The sequence below is a fragment of the Streptomyces glaucus genome, from assembly GCF_039533365.1.
Lineage (GTDB): Bacteria > Actinomycetota > Actinomycetes > Streptomycetales > Streptomycetaceae > Streptomyces > Streptomyces glaucus.
In genome coordinates this window covers 73407-87628 of record NZ_BAAATK010000009.1, presented here as the reverse complement: position 1 = coordinate 87628, position 14222 = coordinate 73407, and the positions used below count along the sequence as shown (strand labels likewise).

The following is a 14222-nucleotide window of genomic DNA, read 5'->3' as shown; positions in this document are numbered from 1 at the left end:
CTGCTCTTCGCCCTGACCCGCGCCCGACCGACGGGCGGTTCCCCGTGGCGTGGCTGCACATCGTCGCCCCCGGCCGCGCCGTGCCCACCGCCACCTCGAGGTGCGAGTGCGGCCGTGACCGCAGCGCTGTCGGCCGCGCCCGCGTCCTCGCCCTGATCGCCGACCCCTCCACCCACCGCACCGCCTGCCCGTTGCGCAACCCCCAGGAAGGAAGGGCCGCCGCATGACCACGTCCATCGACGGGGCCGCGCTGCTCGATGAGGTGGAAGCCTTCCACCGCCGGTTCAACGTCTTCCCCACCGACGCCGCGTTCGTCGCGGTTGCCCTGTGGGACGCGCACGCGCACCTGCTGGACTGCTTCGACTCCACCCCCCGCCTGGCCTTCCTGAGCCCGGAGCCGGGGTCGGGCAAGACGCGGGCGCTGGAGATCGTGGAAACCCTCGTCCCGCAGCCCATGACGGCGGTGAACGCCTCCGCCGCCGCCTTGTTCCGGTCCGTGTCCGCAGGCACCGCCAAGCCGACCATCCTGTTCGATGAGATCGACACCGTCTTCGGTCCGAAGGCCGGGGACAACGAGGAACTCCGCGGCTTCCTCAATGCCGGGCATCGCCGTACCGGGGTGACCTACCGGTGCATCGGCGATGGCGGCCAGCAGAGCGTGCAGGCGTTCCCCTCGTACTGCGCGGTCGCCGTCGCCGGTCTCGGCTCGCTGCCCGACACAATCCTGTCCCGCTCGGTCATCATCCGCATGCGCCGCCGCGCCAGGAACGAGCGCGTGGAGCCCTTCCGGGCCCGCGTCCACGAAGCCGAAGGGCACAAGCTCCGTGACCGGCTCGCCGCCTGGGCCGAGCAGGTCCGCGACGTGGTCATGGGGGCGTGGCCGGAGATGCCGGACGGGGTGACCGACCGGCCCGCCGACGTGTGGGAACCGCTGATCGCGGTCGCCGATGCCGCCGGCGGCGCCTGGCCCGAGCGGGCCCGCGCCGCCTGTGTGGAGCTGGTCACCGCCTCCAAGGCCAACGACAAAGGCAGTCTCGGGGTGCGGCTGCTGACCGACCTGCGCGACCACGTCATGGTCGGCATCGACCGCCTGCCCACTGTGGCCATCCTGGACCGGCTCAACGCCCTGGACGACGCCCCCTGGGCCGACCTGCACGGCAAGCCGCTGGACAACCGGCGCCTGTCCAAGATGCTCGCCGAGTACATGACGGCCGACAACGAGCCGATCACCTCCCGCAACATCAAGACGGCCGGGAGCGTGCTGAAGGGCTACTACGCCGCCGATCTCGCCGACGCATGGGCCCGCTACTGCCCCCCACCCCCGGAAAGTCCGCTACCTCCGCTACCCGACACCGAAAACGCCGCTTGACCAGCACTGATGCGGTAGCGGCAACCGGCTGCGGCTGCCGCTACCGCCCCGCTACCCATCCGCTACCGCTACCCCCTCCCGCTACCTCCAACAGGCCCCTGACCTGCGAGGTAGCGGAGGTAGCGGAAGTAGCGGACTTCCAGAAGGGGGCCGGACGCCCCCGCCCCTTCCCGGAGGTTTCCGACGTGCTCACCGTCGTTCCGACCGAACCGCAGGCACTGACCGTTCCGGAGGTCATGGCCGCGCTGCGCCTCAGCCGCAGCAAGGTCTACGACCTCATCCGCACCAAGCAACTCCCGAGCTACACGTCCGGCCGGTCCCGCCGCATCCCGGTCGACGCCGTACGCCACTACATGCACAGCCGACTGGAGGAGAACGCAGCCTGATGGCACCCCGCAAGAGGAACCCGAACGGCGCCGGCAGCATCTGGCAGCGCAAGGACGGGCGCTTCGAGGCGCGCGTCTACGTCCCCCAGCCCGACGGCACCCGCAAGCGCAAAACGGTCTACGGCGCCACCTGGGAGGAGTGCGACGAGAAGCGGCAGGAACTGGTGCGCCGCGACCGGCAGGGCATCCCGACGCCGTCCCGGTCGGCGAAGCTCTCCGAGTGGCTGCCGTACTGGCTGGAGGAGTACGTCCGGCCGCACCGGAAGCGGACGACCTACGTGAAGTACGAGATGCACGTGCGGCTGTACCTCGTGCCCCTGCTGGGCAGTCGACGGTTGGAGTCGCTGACCACGGCGAACGTCCGGCAGATGATCTCCAAGGTGACCGCGCAGGCGTCGGCCGCGACCGCGAAGGAGGCGCACCGGGTCCTGCGTACGGCGCTCACGGCGGCGTGCCGTGAGGAACTGATCAGCCGCAACGTCGTCCAGTTGGTTCCGGCCCCGCAGGTGGAGCCGCGTGAGCTGCGCCCCTGGTCGCTGGACGAGACGCTGACGTTCCTGGAAGCCGCACGGGTGGATCCGCTCTACGCCGCGTTCGTCCTGGCGGTCGTCCTCGGGCTGCGACGAGGGGAGATCCTCGGGTTGCAGTGGCGGGACGTGGACCTCGACCGGCAGACCCTCACGGTCCGGACCACGCTGCACCGGGGCGGCAAGGAGCTGTACCTCGACACGACGAAGAACCGGCGCGCGAGGGTGATCCCGGTGCCGCGGATGTGCGTCGCGCCGCTCCGGTGGCAGCGTCTGCGGCAGGCGGAGCAGCGTGCGGCGGCCGGCGCGGACTGGCACGAGAGCGACCACGTGTTCACGACCCGCAGCGGCCGGCCGATCGAGCCGCGGAACCTCTACCGGTCGTTCCTGCGGATCTCGGAGTCCGCCGGCCTTCCGAAGGTGCGTCTGCACGACACCCGCCACGGTTGTGCGTCCCTGCTCTTCGCCGCGGGCGTCGCGCCGCGGACCGTGATGGAGATCCTGGGGCACTCGCAGATCGCGGTGACGATGAACGTCTACACGCACGTGAGCGACGGCGACCGGCGGGAGGCCATGGGACACATGGACCGGCTGCTGAAGCGGCGCCGTTAGTCGGGACTGCCGTCAAAATCTGCCGTCAACGCCCCCACGATCTTGGACCGTGGGGGCGTTGACCCAGGTGGAGCGGTGAGCCCCCTGTCGGATTCGAACCGACGACCTTCGCTTTACAAGAGCGGCGCTCTAACCAGCTGAGCTAAGGAGGCGCCGCGCACGGCGGCGCCGTGCGCGAGGGCTGCTCCACTGTACACAGAGCGCGTTTCTCCTATCCATGAAGTTCCGCTCCCCGGCGCTCCGGCTCCCCGGGCTCCAGCTCGTACTCGAAGGCGTACGGCACGGCCGCCTGCCCGTGCCGCGCGGTGAAGTCGCCGCGGCCCCGCAGCCCGGTCAGTTCCCCGGTCCCCGAGCCGGGCACCACCTCGAACGTGCAGTGCACGGTCCCATCGGCGTCGAAGGAGCCCCGCTCCTCGACCGCGAAGGCGCCCTCGCGCCCGTCGAGCCGGCCCGCCAGCACCTCCATGCCGGCGAAGGAGCCGGCCCTCTCCGTCACGTACACGATGGAGTACTCGCAGAGCGTGGCGGCGGCCTCGATGCCCCCGGAGAAGGTGTTGGTGACGGAGGCGTGGGCGAACCGGGGGTTCGCGTCGGCGGGGCCGACGGGCTGCTCCTTCCAGTCGGCGAAGGTGAAGTGGCCGGTGGTCCGGGTGGTGGGCATGGCTGTCCTTTCGTTCCGCGGCACGGCCCGCTGCCGTGCGCCCGCGGAGACCACCCTGGGCGCCGTACCTGACATCTCCTGTCAGGTACGGCCGTACGGTCGCACGGCCCGGCTGAGGCGGGGCGAACAATGAGCGCCATGCGTGCCGACCGTCTCCTCGCCCTGCTGTTGCTGCTGCAGAACCGCGGCCGGATGACCGCGGCCGAACTCGCGGCCGAGCTGGAGGTGTCGGTCCGTACCGTCTACCGGGACGTCGAGGCGCTCGGCGCGGCCGGTGTGCCGGTGTGCGCCGACCGCGGGCCGCTCGGCGGGTACCGGCTGGTCGGCGGGTACCGCACGCGCCTGACCGGGCTGACCGACGCCGAGGCCAGCTCGTTGTTCCTCGCCGGGGTGCCGGGGCCGGCGCGCGACCTGGGGCTGGGCGCGGTGCTCGCGACGGCCCAGTCCAAGGTGCAGGCCGCCCTGCCGGCCGAGCTCGCCGAGCAGGCCCGGCGGATGCAGGAGCGGTTCCACCTGGACGCGCCGGCGTGGTTCCGGGACGCCGATCCGGTGCCGCACCTGGAGACGGTCGCGCGGGCGGTGTGGGAGCAGCGGGTGGTGCGGGCGCACTACCGGCGGTGGCGCGGCGAGGTGCGCCGGGAACTGCGCCCGCTGGGCCTCGTCCTCAAGGGCGGCATCTGGTACGTGGTGGCCCTGGCGGACGGGGCGGAGACGGTACGGACGTACCGGGTCTCGCGCCTGCTGGAGGCCGAGATGACGGACGAGCGCTTCGAACGGCCCGGCGGTTTCGACCTGGCCGCCCACTGGGCGGAGTCCTCCCGGCGCCTGGAGGCCGCGGTGCACCGGGGAACCGCCCGGCTGCGGATCTCCCCGCGGGCGCGGCGGCTGCTGCCCATGCAGTTCGGCGCGGCGGGGGTGCGCGCCCTGGAGGGCGCCGGGCCGCCCGACCGCGAGGGCTGGGTCGTGGTGGAGCTGGCCGTCGAGACGGAGGCGGTCGCGGTGGGCGACCTGCTGCGGCTCGGCACGGAGGCGGAGGTGCTGGGGCCGCCCGCGCTGCGGCGGGCGGTCGCCGGGGCCGTGGCCGTCCTCGCGCGGCGCTACGCGCGGCACGAGGAGGACACCGCGCCGCCCCCGCCCCCGGACCGGATCGAAAATTTCGGCGAAGTTCACTCGTCCACAGGTGCTGACAGATCAGGTGAACGGCAGGTACCGTCCTGATCCGGTTCACCTGTGTGGACTACACCACAACGGAGCCATCCGTCGTTGCACCACCTTCCTACAACGGATCGTCCGGCACGTTCCTGCCGGTAGAAGGGGGCCCATTCACCATGGCCACTGTCACGTTCGACAAGGCGACCCGGATCTACCCGGGTTCCGACAAGCCCGCCGTCGACGCCCTGGACATCGAGATCGCGGACGGCGAGTTCCTCGTCCTGGTCGGCCCGTCCGGCTGCGGCAAGTCCACCTCCCTGCGGATGCTCGCGGGCCTGGAGGACGTCAACGCCGGCGCCATCCGCATCGGCGACCGCGACGTCACCCACCTGCCGCCCAAGGACCGGGACATCGCCATGGTGTTCCAGAACTACGCCCTCTACCCGCACATGACGGTCGCGGACAACATGGGCTTCGCGCTGAAGATCGCGGGCGTGCCGAAGGCGGAGATCCGGCAGAAGGTCGAGGAGGCCGCGAAGATCCTCGACCTCACCCAGTACCTGGACCGCAAGCCGAAGGCGCTCTCCGGCGGTCAGCGCCAGCGCGTCGCCATGGGCCGCGCCATCGTGCGCGAGCCGCAGGTCTTCCTCATGGACGAGCCGCTGTCCAACCTGGACGCCAAGCTCCGCGTCTCCACCCGTACGCAGATCGCGTCGCTCCAGCGCCGCCTCGGCATCACCACGGTCTACGTCACCCACGACCAGGTCGAGGCCATGACGATGGGCGACCGCGTGGCGGTCCTCAAGGACGGTCTGCTCCAGCAGGTCGACACCCCGCGGAACATGTACGACCGGCCCGCGAACCTCTTCGTGGCCGGCTTCATCGGCTCCCCGGCGATGAACCTGGTCGAGGTCCCGATCACCGACGGCGGCGTGAAGTTCGGCAACTCCGTCGTGCCGGTCGACCGCGACGCGCTGTCCGCCACCACCGACAAGACGGTCACCGTCGGCGTCCGTCCCGAGCACTTCGACGTGGCCGGCGCCGACTCCGACCGGGGCCTGGCGGTCACCGTGAACGTCGTCGAGGAGCTGGGCGCCGACGCGTACGTCTACGGCACCGCGACGGTCGGCGACGCCTCCAAGGACCTGGTGGTCCGCGTCAACGGCCGGGACGTCCCGGAGAAGGGCAGCCGGCTGCACGTCGTGCCGCGCTCCGGCGAGACCCACGTGTTCTCCACCTCCACGGGCGAGCGGCTGTCCGACTGATCCCGCCCGCCGGGGCCGGGCGGCCCCGGCGGGTCCCGGCACGCCCGGCCGGTCCGCCCGGATCGACGAAGAGGGCCCCGCAGCCTGCTGCGGGGCCCTTCCCGTTGTCGACGGACACCCCGGCACACCGGGACGTTTCGAACAGTGTGCGTCAACCCGCTACCCGTTTCCGGGCGGTTCCGCATCCCCCGAACCGGTGACTGAATGTCGCCAAATCACTACCGGACGCTACCCTCACTCGCGTGAAGCACACCACCACCCCACAGACGCGACACGGCCGGGGCCCCGCCCGCCGGATCGGCCGCTCCCTCGCCCTCGTCCTGCCCGTCGTCCTGGTGCTCTCCGGGACTCTCGCGGTCACCCGGGTCGACTGGTCGGGGAACTCCTCGAACCCGGTGCTCGCCGCCGCGGACGCGTCCCGGCCCCAGGCCGGCCCGGGCGCCGCGGCCCGCGCCCCGCAGGACGTGCTGCGCGACCGGCTGCTGACCGAACTGCAGGAGAAGGACCCGGGCGTCGCCCTCACCCACCTCCAGGAGGCCGTCAACGGCCGCCCCTCGCTGGCCCGGCACTGCGCCTCCATCGCCCGCGCCCTCGGCCGCGCCGCGGTCCGGGTCTACGGCCCGACGCGCGCCCAGTCCTACGCGCGGCCCGTCTGCGACACCTCCTTCGCCTCCGGCGTCACCGCCGCGCACCGCTGAGCGCGGCCCTGCCGGGCACCGCACGGCAGGGCCGCACCGGACGACCGGCGGCCGCCGGCGGGACGCGACGTACAGTTCGGTCATGACCGATCCGCGCGCAGCGTCCCGCCCCGTGCAAGCCGTCATCCTGGCCGGTGGCCAGGGCTCGCGGCTGCGGCCGTACACCGACGACCGGCCCAAGCCGATGGTCGAGATCCCCGGGACGGGGACGCCGATCATCGGCCATCAGCTGTCCTGGCTCGCCGCGGAGGGCGTGACGGACGTGGTGATCTCCTGCGGCCACCTCGCCGAGGTCCTGCAGAAGTGGCTGGACACGGCCGACCTGCCCGTCTCCGTCACCACCGTCGTCGAGACGGAGCCCCTCGGCCGCGGCGGCGGCCTCAGGTACGCCGCCGCGCACCTCCCCCGCCCCGACCGGCCCTGGTACGCCACCAACGGCGACATCTGGACCCGGTTCTCGCTGCGCGACATGGCGGACTTCCACACCGAGCGGGACGCCGTCGCCACCCTCGCCCTGGCCCGCCCGCGCCTGCCGTGGGGCGCGGTGAAGACGGACGGCTTCGGCCACATCACCGACTTCATCGAGGCCCCGCCGTCGACCTTCGAGATCAACGCGGGTGTGTACGTCTTCTCCCCCGGGTTCGCCGACCTGCTCCCGGAGCGCGGCGACCACGAACGCACCACGTTCCCGCGCCTGGCCCGCGAACGCCGCCTGGCCGGCTTCCCGATCCCGCAGGGCTCCTACTGGCGCGCGATCGACACCGCGAAGGACCTGACGGAGGCGGCGCGGGAACTGGCGGCACTCGGCCGCTGAGGACTCCGGCCTCCCGGGCGCCCGGACACGCCGACGGGGTCCCGCACGGATGACGTGCGGGACCCCGTCGGCGTACGGGCGGGCCCTGTCCGAGAAGCCCTATCCCAGCAGGCCGCCCACCAGGCCCGGCTGCCCGGAGGAGGAACCGCCGCCGGTACCGCCGGCGCCGCCCCCGGTGCCGGTGCCGCTGTCGCCGGACGAGCCGCTGTCGGTGCCGCCGGTCGCGATGCCGGCGGAGGCCGGGCCGGAGCTGGTGCTCGGGGCCTGCCCGGCCGGGGAGGACTGCTGGGGCGGGGCCTGGCCGACGGTGCCCTGGGTCTGGCTGGGCGCCCCGCCGCCGGTGGCGGTACCGGTCTCCCGGCTCGCGCCCGGGGTGGTCGCGGCGCCGGTGGGCGGGGTGGCCGTGCCCGCGGTGGCGCCCTGGGTGGGCGAGGTGGAGGCCGACGGGGTCCGCTTCCGCCGTTCGCCGGGCTCCTGCGGGAGCGGGGAGCCGGGCAGCTCGTTGCGCGGGGCCTCGCCGGGGCCGGGGACGACCACCCGGTCGGCGTCGCGGACGGCACCGCCGAGCAGCGAGCCGACGAGCAGGGTGAGACCGGTGACGAGGCCGGTCACGAGGGCGCCGCGGCGCAGCACGTACCGCCGCAGCTGCCAGATGCCGGCGCGGGGGCCGAGCCGGCGCCAGGCCCCGGCGGCGAGGCGGCCGTCGACGGAGTAGACGGGGGCGCCGGCGATGACCAGCGGGGACCAGGCGGCGAGGTAGATGATGTCGGGGGCGTCGTAGACGGGGACGCTCCGCCAGCTGACGGTGACGAGGAGCGCGGCCGAGAGCCCCGCGCCGACCACGGCGACGACCCGCTGCCAGCAGCCGAGGACCGTCAGGACGCCCACAATGACCTGGAGGAAGGCAATGACCAGGCCGGATCCGACGGGGTGCGCCAGGGCGAACTGGCGCAGCGGCTCGGCGACCTCCCACGGGTGCAGGGTGGTGAGCCACTGCACCATGGACCCGCGCTTGCCGCCGTCGAAGTAGACGGGGTCGCAGAGCTTGCCCATGCCGGCGTAGACGGAGACGGAGCCGAGGAAGACGCGCAGCGGGAGCAGGACGACGCCGAGGTTCATGCGGCGGCCGGGGTAGTAGGCGTGCCGCGCCGGGTCGTCCGCGTGCCGTCGGGCCGGCCGCCCCGGCTCGTCGTCCGCCGCCGGGTGGGCGCCGGTGTCCTCGAACGCGTCGTCGCCGTGGCCGGGCCGGTCGTAGGCGGGGTCGTCGTAGGCGCTGCCGACGGTGCGCATGGGGGGCAGCAGCCGGGTGCCGGCGGTGTGGGGGGTGCGCTGGCGGCCGACGACGGGGGTCTCGAGGGTCTGGGTGAGGTCGTCCCGGGGGGCGTCGCCGACGCGGGGGATGACCTGGGTGGCCCCGGCGTCGAGGGACTGCTGGTCGGTGCGGTCGGCGCCGGCGCCGCGCACGGCCTGGAGCAGCCGGTGGGCGCCGGTGTCGTCCGGATCGGACCGGCCGCTCCAGATGACCGGCCGGCGGCGGGCGCCCGCGCCCGCCGGTGCGGCGGCGCCGACGACGGGCATGCGGGCGGTGTCCTCGGTGGCGCTCAGGTGCCGTGCGATGCGCGGGGACCGGATGCGCCGTGCCGAGGCGCCCAGCTGCACGCGGAAACTCGCGTGACTGACGATGACCTGCGCCGGATCGCTCGGCACCTTCACCATGCTCAGCGCGGGAGCGTCGTCGATTCCCGACGAGCGGTCCCCCGTGGGAGTGCGGGGTGTTCTGGTGTCCACACTCATCTAACCGAGTGACGTGTCGTTAGGACACTGCCGTGACCCGCCGGATCTGTCCGGACCGCGTCAAGCTCGCCCTGGACACGGGGAACACCCCGAGCGGGTGAGGGCGCCGAACGTCCGTTCAGGCACGCCTGCGGGCCGCCTCGTACAGCACGACGCCCGCCGCGACACCGGCGTTGAGCGACTCCGCGCCGCCCGGCATCGGGATCCGCACCCGGAAGTCGCAGGTCTCGCCGACCAGCCGGGACAGCCCCTTGCCCTCGCTGCCGACGACGATGACGACGGGCCCCTCCAGCGCGTCCAGCTCGCCGACCTCGACCTCCCCGTCGGCGGCCAGGCCCACGACCACGACGCCGGCCTTCTTGTACGCCTCCAGGGCGCGCGTCAGGTTGGTGGCGCGGGCGACCGGCGTCCGCGCGGCCGTGCCGGCGGAGGTCTTCCAGGCGCCGGCGGTCATGCCGGCCGCGCGCCGCTCGGGCACGACGACGCCGTGGCCGCCGAACGCGGAGACCGAGCGGACGACGGCACCGAGGTTGCGCGGGTCGGTCACCCCGTCGAGGGCGACGATCAGCGGGTCCTCGCCCTCGTCGGCGGCGGCGTCGAGCAGGTCCTCGGGGTGGGCGTACTCGTACGGCGGGACCTGCAGGACGAGGCCCTGGTGGTTGAGCCCGCCCGTCATCCGGTCGAGTTCGGGGCGCGGGGCCTCCATGAGGTTGATCCCGCCGCGCTCGGTGGCGAGCTGCAGCGCCTCGCGCACCCGCTCGTCGTTGTCGATGAACTGCTGCACGTAGAGCGTGGAGGCGGGCACGCCCTCGCGCAGTGCCTCGACGACCGGGTTGCGGCCGACGACGAGCTCGGCGGCCGACCTGCCGCCGCCGCGCCGGGCCTGCGCCCGCCCGTGGGCACGGCGCGCCTTCGCCTGGGCGGCGCGCTGCTTGGGGTGGCCCTTGCGCATCTCGGCGGGGGGCGTGGGCCCCTTGCCTTCCAGGCTCCGGCGCCGCTTGCCGCCGCTGCCGACCTGCGCGCCCTTCTTGCCGGACATGCGGCGGTTGTTCGCGGCCATGAGTTACCAGTCTCCGCTTCTGTTACGGGAGTGTGTGCGTACGTACGTGTCTGCAGTGTGCCGCCCGGAGGGCCGGACGGCACAGTCGATCACCGGGCCGGCCGGGCTCAGCGCGGCCCCAGGCTCCAGCGCGGGCCCTGCGGGCTGTCCTCGATGACCAGGCCGGCCTGGCCCAGCTGGTCGCGGATGGCGTCCGCGGTGGGCCAGTCCTTGCGGGCCCGGGCGGCCTCGCGCTGGTCGAGGACGAGCCGTACCAGGCTGTCGACGACGCCGTGCAGGTCCTCGCCCCGGTCGCCCTCGCCGGCCCAGTGCGCGTCCAGCGGGTCGAGGCCCAGCACGCCGAGCATGGCGCGGACCTCGGCGAGGCGCGCCACGGCGGCCTCCTTGTCGTCGGCGGCCAGCGCGCTGTTGCCCTGCCGGACGGTGGTGTGCACCACGGCGAGCGCCTGCGGCACGCCCAGGTCGTCGTCCATGGCCTCGGCGAACGCGGGCGGCACCTCGGCGGCGGGCTCGACCTCGCCCGCCTTCTCCACCACGCGCTGCACGAAGCCCTCGATGCGCGCGAACGCGGACTCGGCCTCGCGCAGCGACTCCTCGCTGTACTCGATGGTCGAGCGGTAGTGCGGGGTGCCCAGGTAGTAGCGCAGCACGATGGGCCGCCACTGCTTGACCATCTCGGAGACGAGCACCGAGTTGCCCAGCGACTTGGACATCTTCTCGCCGCTCATGGTGACCCAGGCGTTGTGCACCCAGTACCGGGCGAAGTCGTCGCCGAACGCCTTGGCCTGCGCGATCTCGTTCTCGTGGTGCGGGAAGATCAGGTCCAGCCCGCCGCCGTGGATGTCGAAGGCGGAGCCGAGGTACTTGTGCGCCATCGCCGAGCACTCCAGGTGCCAGCCCGGACGGCCCCGGCCCCAGGGCGTCTCCCAGTCCGGCTCGCCGGGCTTGGCCGCCTTCCACATGGCGAAGTCGCGCGGGTCCCGCTTGCCGGTGATGCCCTCTTCGGCGGGCTGCCGCATCTCGTCCAGGTCCTGCTTGGACAGCTCCAGGTAGGAGGGCCAGGACCGGACGTCGAAGTAGACGCTGCCGTCGGCCTCGTAGGCGTGGCCGCGCTCGATGAGCGTGCGCATCATCTCGATCATCTCGGTGACGTGGCCGGTGGCGCGCGGCTCGTAGGTGGGCGGCAGGCAGCCGAGGGCGGTGTAGGCGTCGTCGAACGCCCGCTCGTTCTCGTAGCCGATGGACCACCAGGGACGGTTCTGCTCCGCCGCCTTCCTGATGATCTTGTCGTCGATGTCGGTGACGTTGCGGACGAACGTGACGTCGTGGCCGCGGTACTCGAACCAGCGGCGCATGATGTCGAAGTTCAGGCCGGAGCGGATGTGCCCGATGTGCGGTGCGGCCTGCACGGTGGCGCCGCACAGGTAGATCGAGACACAGCCCGGCCTGAGCGGGGTGAAGTCACGGATCTGCCGGGCGCTGGTGTCGTACAGGCGAATAGTCACGGGTCCAGGGTAGTGGGCGAAGGGGCGTGCGGCGGACGGACGGGCCGAAGCGGGGGGCGGGCGCGTTGTCCCGTGCGGACGCGCCGGGGTCCGCGCCCCCGCCCGCCGCGCCCCCGCTGTCAGGCCGTCCGTACGACCAGGGCGGTGGCCACCGCCATCAGGCCCTCCTCGCGGCCCGGGAAGCCGAGGCCGTCCGTCGTCGCGCCGGAGACCGACACGGGGGCTCCGGCCGCCTCCGAGAGGACCTTCTGGGCCTCGTCGCGACGCTTGCCGATCTTCGGGCGGGGTCCGACGACCTGGACCGCGATGTTGCCGATGCGGAAGCCGGCCTCCCGCACGATCCGCGCGGCCTCGGTCAGCAGCGTCACCCCCGACGCGCCGGACCACTCCGGGCGCCCGGTGCCGAAGTGCTGCCCGAGGTCGCCGAGCCCGGCGGCGGAGAACAGGGCGTTGCAGGCGGCGTGCGCGACGACGTCCGCGTCGGAGTGACCGGCCAGCCCGGGTCCCTCGCCCTCCCACTTCAGGCCCGCGCACCACAGCTCGCGGCCCTCCTCGAAGGCGTGGATGTCGGTGCCGATGCCGACCTGGGGCAGCACGGGCTGCTCAGAAGCCATCGTTGAGCCTCCTGCGGGCCAGGACCGCCTCCGCGAGGACCAGGTCCAGGGGGCGGGTGACCTTGAACGCCTCCTCGTGGCCGGGCACGGCCACGACCGGCTGCCCGAGTTGCTCGACCATGCTCGCGTCGTCGGTGACGTCGCCGGTCACCGTCTCGTGGGCGCGGACCAGCGTGGCCCGGTCGAAGCCCTGCGGGGTCTGCACCGCGCGCAGCCGGGAGCGGTCCGGGGTGGCGACGACCGGCTCCGGGTCGCCGGGGGCCGGCGCGGGCTCGACCTGCTTGACGGTGTCGGCGAGCGGCAGCGCCGGCACGACGGCGGGGGCGCCGTCGCGGACCGCCTCGATCACGGCGTCCACCGTGTCGACCGGCACCAGCGGCCGGGCCGCGTCGTGCACCAGCACGATGTCGTGACCGGGCGGCAGCGCGGCCAGGCCGAGCCGGACGGACTCCTGGCGGGACGCGCCGCCGGGGACCACGAGGAAGTCGGTCCGCTCCGGCAGCGCGTGCGCGTCGAGCAGCGACCTCACCTCGGCGGCGCCGTCCGGCGGGGCCACGACGACCACCAGGGAGACGGCGCGGGAGGCGGCCATCGCGCGGACCGCGTGGATGAGCATGGGGGTGCCGCCCAGCGCGCGGAGCGCCTTGGGAGCGCCGGGACCGAGGCGTACGCCCCGGCCGGCGGCCGGGATCACGGCCGCGACGGCGGACGGCGCGGGGGACGGACGTGAATCGTCAGACATCGGTTCCTGTCAGGTTTGTGTGCTCGGTCCGGGTGGGTATGGCCTGGGCGTGCCCCCTGCTCCCGGAGTCCGGGAAGTGCCGGGCGCGGCGCCTTGACCGGACCCTTTCCGTGACCCGGGTCGAGCCGGCCGCCCGGACCCGGCACACAGTAGCGGGGAGGCATGATCGTCCCCGACGGGGACATACGTACCGCGTACGGCGCCCGGGGACATACGTACGGCGTCCGGGGACGAACATGCCGCAGCGCCCGGCGACAGGAGACGTGTCATCGGGCACCGCGGCATCGCGCTGGGCTGAAACTGACCGACCTGAGCGGTCTGCGCCTCGGATCAGGAAGCGAGAACCTCGTCGAGCAGGGCCTCGGCCTTGTCCTCGTTGGTGTTCTCCGCGAGGGCGAGCTCGCTCACCAGAATCTGGCGGGCCTTGGCGAGCATGCGCTTCTCACCGGCGGAGAGTCCGCGCTCGCGCTCACGGCGCCACAGGTCACGCACCACTTCCGCGACCTTGATGACATCGCCGGAGGCGAGCTTCTCCAGATTTGCCTTGTAACGACGCGACCAGTTCGTGGGCTCCTCGGCGTACGGCGCGCGCAGCACCTCGAAGACCCGGTCCAGCCCGTCCTGACCGACCACATCACGCACGCCGACGAACTCCGCATTGTCCGCTGGCACACGCACCGTCAGGTCACCCTGGGCGACCTTCAGCACCAAGTAGGTCTTGTCCACGCCTTTGATCTGGCGAGTTTCGATGGCCTCGATCAGCGCGGCCCCGTGATGGGGATAGACCACGGTGTCGCCAACCTTGAACGTCATGTGACAGGTACCCCTTCCGTGGCTATCCAGGGTAACACGGATACGGCGTCTTCTGAATGGCGTTTTCGCAGGTCAGGGCATATCTCGGGGCTTGACAACAGCATCGGGGGCGTGCTTCGCCGGGCGAGCGGACGAAGGTATTCGCAGGTCGGAGCCGTTGTCCGGGGCGAGCGAAACGCGGCCGTCACACACATCCGGAGGGTCGCTCGA

15 protein-coding genes and 1 tRNA gene are annotated in these 14222 nt (G+C 73.0%); 8 read left to right on the top strand and 8 right to left on the bottom strand.

The genetic code is table 11. The features are described 5' to 3' along the window. Positions 1-44: 44 nt before the first annotated feature. From ABD363_RS09515 to ABD363_RS09500, 4 genes are all read left to right on the top strand, one after another. Complete coding sequence (locus tag ABD363_RS09515) at positions 45-227, top strand: hypothetical protein (protein WP_344601641.1); 183 nt, start codon at positions 45-47, stop codon at positions 225-227. Next, the gene (locus tag ABD363_RS09510) at positions 224-1369 is read left to right on the top strand and encodes a DUF3631 domain-containing protein (RefSeq protein ID WP_344601640.1); all 1146 of its coding nucleotides are present in this window, start codon (positions 224-226) and stop codon (positions 1367-1369) included. Before ABD363_RS09515 ends, ABD363_RS09510 begins: the two co-directional genes overlap by 4 nt. A gap of 185 nt (positions 1370-1554) precedes the next feature. Next, a complete protein-coding gene (locus ABD363_RS09505; RefSeq protein ID WP_344601638.1) occupies positions 1555-1755 on the top strand; it encodes a helix-turn-helix domain-containing protein in 201 nt (66 codons plus the stop codon). Beyond that, positions 1755-2894 carry a site-specific integrase gene (locus ABD363_RS09500; protein WP_344601636.1) on the top strand — a complete coding sequence of 380 codons (1140 nt, stop codon included), beginning with the start codon at positions 1755-1757 and terminating at the stop codon, positions 2892-2894. Before ABD363_RS09505 ends, ABD363_RS09500 begins: the two co-directional genes overlap by 1 nt. Positions 2895-2972: 78 nt before the next feature. On the opposite strand, the gene ABD363_RS09495 is transcribed toward ABD363_RS09500, so the two are convergent. Further along, positions 2973-3046: transfer RNA gene (locus ABD363_RS09495), tRNA-Thr, on the bottom strand. A gap of 59 nt (positions 3047-3105) precedes the next feature. Beyond that, positions 3106-3555, bottom strand: a complete 450-nt coding sequence (locus ABD363_RS09490; protein ID WP_344601634.1) for a DUF3224 domain-containing protein — start codon at positions 3553-3555, stop codon at positions 3106-3108. A 138-nt stretch (positions 3556-3693) separates the two neighbouring features. Here ABD363_RS09490 and ABD363_RS09485 point away from each other — a divergent pair, with 138 nt between their 5' ends. The 4 genes from ABD363_RS09485 (at position 3694) to ABD363_RS09470 (ending at position 7484) form a co-directional block, all read left to right on the top strand. Continuing rightward, complete coding sequence (locus ABD363_RS09485) at positions 3694-4773, top strand: helix-turn-helix transcriptional regulator (protein ID WP_344601632.1); 1080 nt, start codon at positions 3694-3696, stop codon at positions 4771-4773. Between the two features lie 110 nt (positions 4774-4883). Then, on the top strand, positions 4884-5972 hold the full coding sequence (locus ABD363_RS09480; protein WP_344601630.1) for an ABC transporter ATP-binding protein: 1089 nt from the start codon (positions 4884-4886) through the stop codon (positions 5970-5972). Positions 5973-6214: 242 nt separating this feature from the next. Further along, positions 6215-6670, top strand: coding sequence for a hypothetical protein (locus ABD363_RS09475; protein ID WP_344601629.1), 456 nt, complete (start codon positions 6215-6217; stop codon positions 6668-6670). 82 nt (positions 6671-6752) lie between these two features. Next, positions 6753-7484, top strand: a complete 732-nt coding sequence (locus ABD363_RS09470) for a nucleotidyltransferase family protein (protein WP_344601627.1) — start codon at positions 6753-6755, stop codon at positions 7482-7484. Between the two features lie 99 nt (positions 7485-7583). Here ABD363_RS09470 and ABD363_RS09465 read toward each other — a convergent pair whose 3' ends face one another. The 6 genes from ABD363_RS09465 to ABD363_RS09440 form a co-directional block, all read right to left on the bottom strand. Beyond that, positions 7584-9278, bottom strand: a complete 1695-nt coding sequence (locus ABD363_RS09465; protein WP_344601625.1) for a DoxX family membrane protein — start codon at positions 9276-9278, stop codon at positions 7584-7586. A 118-nt stretch (positions 9279-9396) separates the two neighbouring features. Then, positions 9397-10338: a 23S rRNA (guanosine(2251)-2'-O)-methyltransferase RlmB gene (gene rlmB, locus ABD363_RS09460; RefSeq protein WP_344601623.1), complete on the bottom strand. Its 942-nt coding sequence runs from the start codon at positions 10336-10338 to the stop codon at positions 9397-9399. Positions 10339-10445: 107 nt separating this feature from the next. After that, entirely contained in the window at positions 10446-11843 is a 1398-nt protein-coding gene (cysS, locus tag ABD363_RS09455) for a cysteine--tRNA ligase (protein WP_344601621.1), read from the bottom strand. A gap of 119 nt (positions 11844-11962) precedes the next feature. Beyond that, positions 11963-12457, bottom strand: coding sequence for a 2-C-methyl-D-erythritol 2,4-cyclodiphosphate synthase (ispF, locus tag ABD363_RS09450; protein ID WP_344601619.1), 495 nt, complete (start codon positions 12455-12457; stop codon positions 11963-11965). After that, the gene (ispD, locus tag ABD363_RS09445) at positions 12447-13199 is read right to left on the bottom strand and encodes a 2-C-methyl-D-erythritol 4-phosphate cytidylyltransferase (protein WP_344601617.1); all 753 of its coding nucleotides are present in this window, start codon (positions 13197-13199) and stop codon (positions 12447-12449) included. Before ispD ends, ispF begins: the two co-directional genes overlap by 11 nt. Before the next feature lie 330 nt (positions 13200-13529). Further along, a complete protein-coding gene (locus ABD363_RS09440) occupies positions 13530-14012 on the bottom strand; it encodes a CarD family transcriptional regulator (protein ID WP_003953493.1) in 483 nt (160 codons plus the stop codon). Positions 14013-14222 lie beyond the last annotated feature (210 nt).

Bases quoted from the DNA above. Each gene is read 5' to 3' on its own strand.
- ABD363_RS09510 (WP_344601640.1), top strand. From the start codon at position 224: ATGACCACGTCCATCGACGGGGCCGCGCTGCTCGATGAGGTGGAAGCC.
- ABD363_RS09500 (WP_344601636.1), top strand. From the start codon at position 1,755: ATGGCACCCCGCAAGAGGAACCCGAACGGCGCCGGCAGCATCTGGCAG.
- ABD363_RS09490 (WP_344601634.1), bottom strand. From the start codon at position 3,555: ATGCCCACCACCCGGACCACCGGCCACTTCACCTTCGCCGACTGGAAG.
- ABD363_RS09485 (WP_344601632.1), top strand. From the start codon at position 3,694: ATGCGTGCCGACCGTCTCCTCGCCCTGCTGTTGCTGCTGCAGAACCGC.
- ABD363_RS09480 (WP_344601630.1), top strand. From the start codon at position 4,884: ATGGCCACTGTCACGTTCGACAAGGCGACCCGGATCTACCCGGGTTCC.
- ABD363_RS09470 (WP_344601627.1), top strand. From the start codon at position 6,753: ATGACCGATCCGCGCGCAGCGTCCCGCCCCGTGCAAGCCGTCATCCTG.
- ABD363_RS09465 (WP_344601625.1), bottom strand. From the start codon at position 9,278: ATGAGTGTGGACACCAGAACACCCCGCACTCCCACGGGGGACCGCTCG.
- rlmB (WP_344601623.1), bottom strand. From the start codon at position 10,338: ATGGCCGCGAACAACCGCCGCATGTCCGGCAAGAAGGGCGCGCAGGTC.
- ispF (WP_344601619.1), bottom strand. From the start codon at position 12,457: ATGGCTTCTGAGCAGCCCGTGCTGCCCCAGGTCGGCATCGGCACCGAC.
- ispD (WP_344601617.1), bottom strand. From the start codon at position 13,199: ATGTCTGACGATTCACGTCCGTCCCCCGCGCCGTCCGCCGTCGCGGCC.
- ABD363_RS09440 (WP_003953493.1), bottom strand. From the start codon at position 14,012: ATGACGTTCAAGGTTGGCGACACCGTGGTCTATCCCCATCACGGGGCC.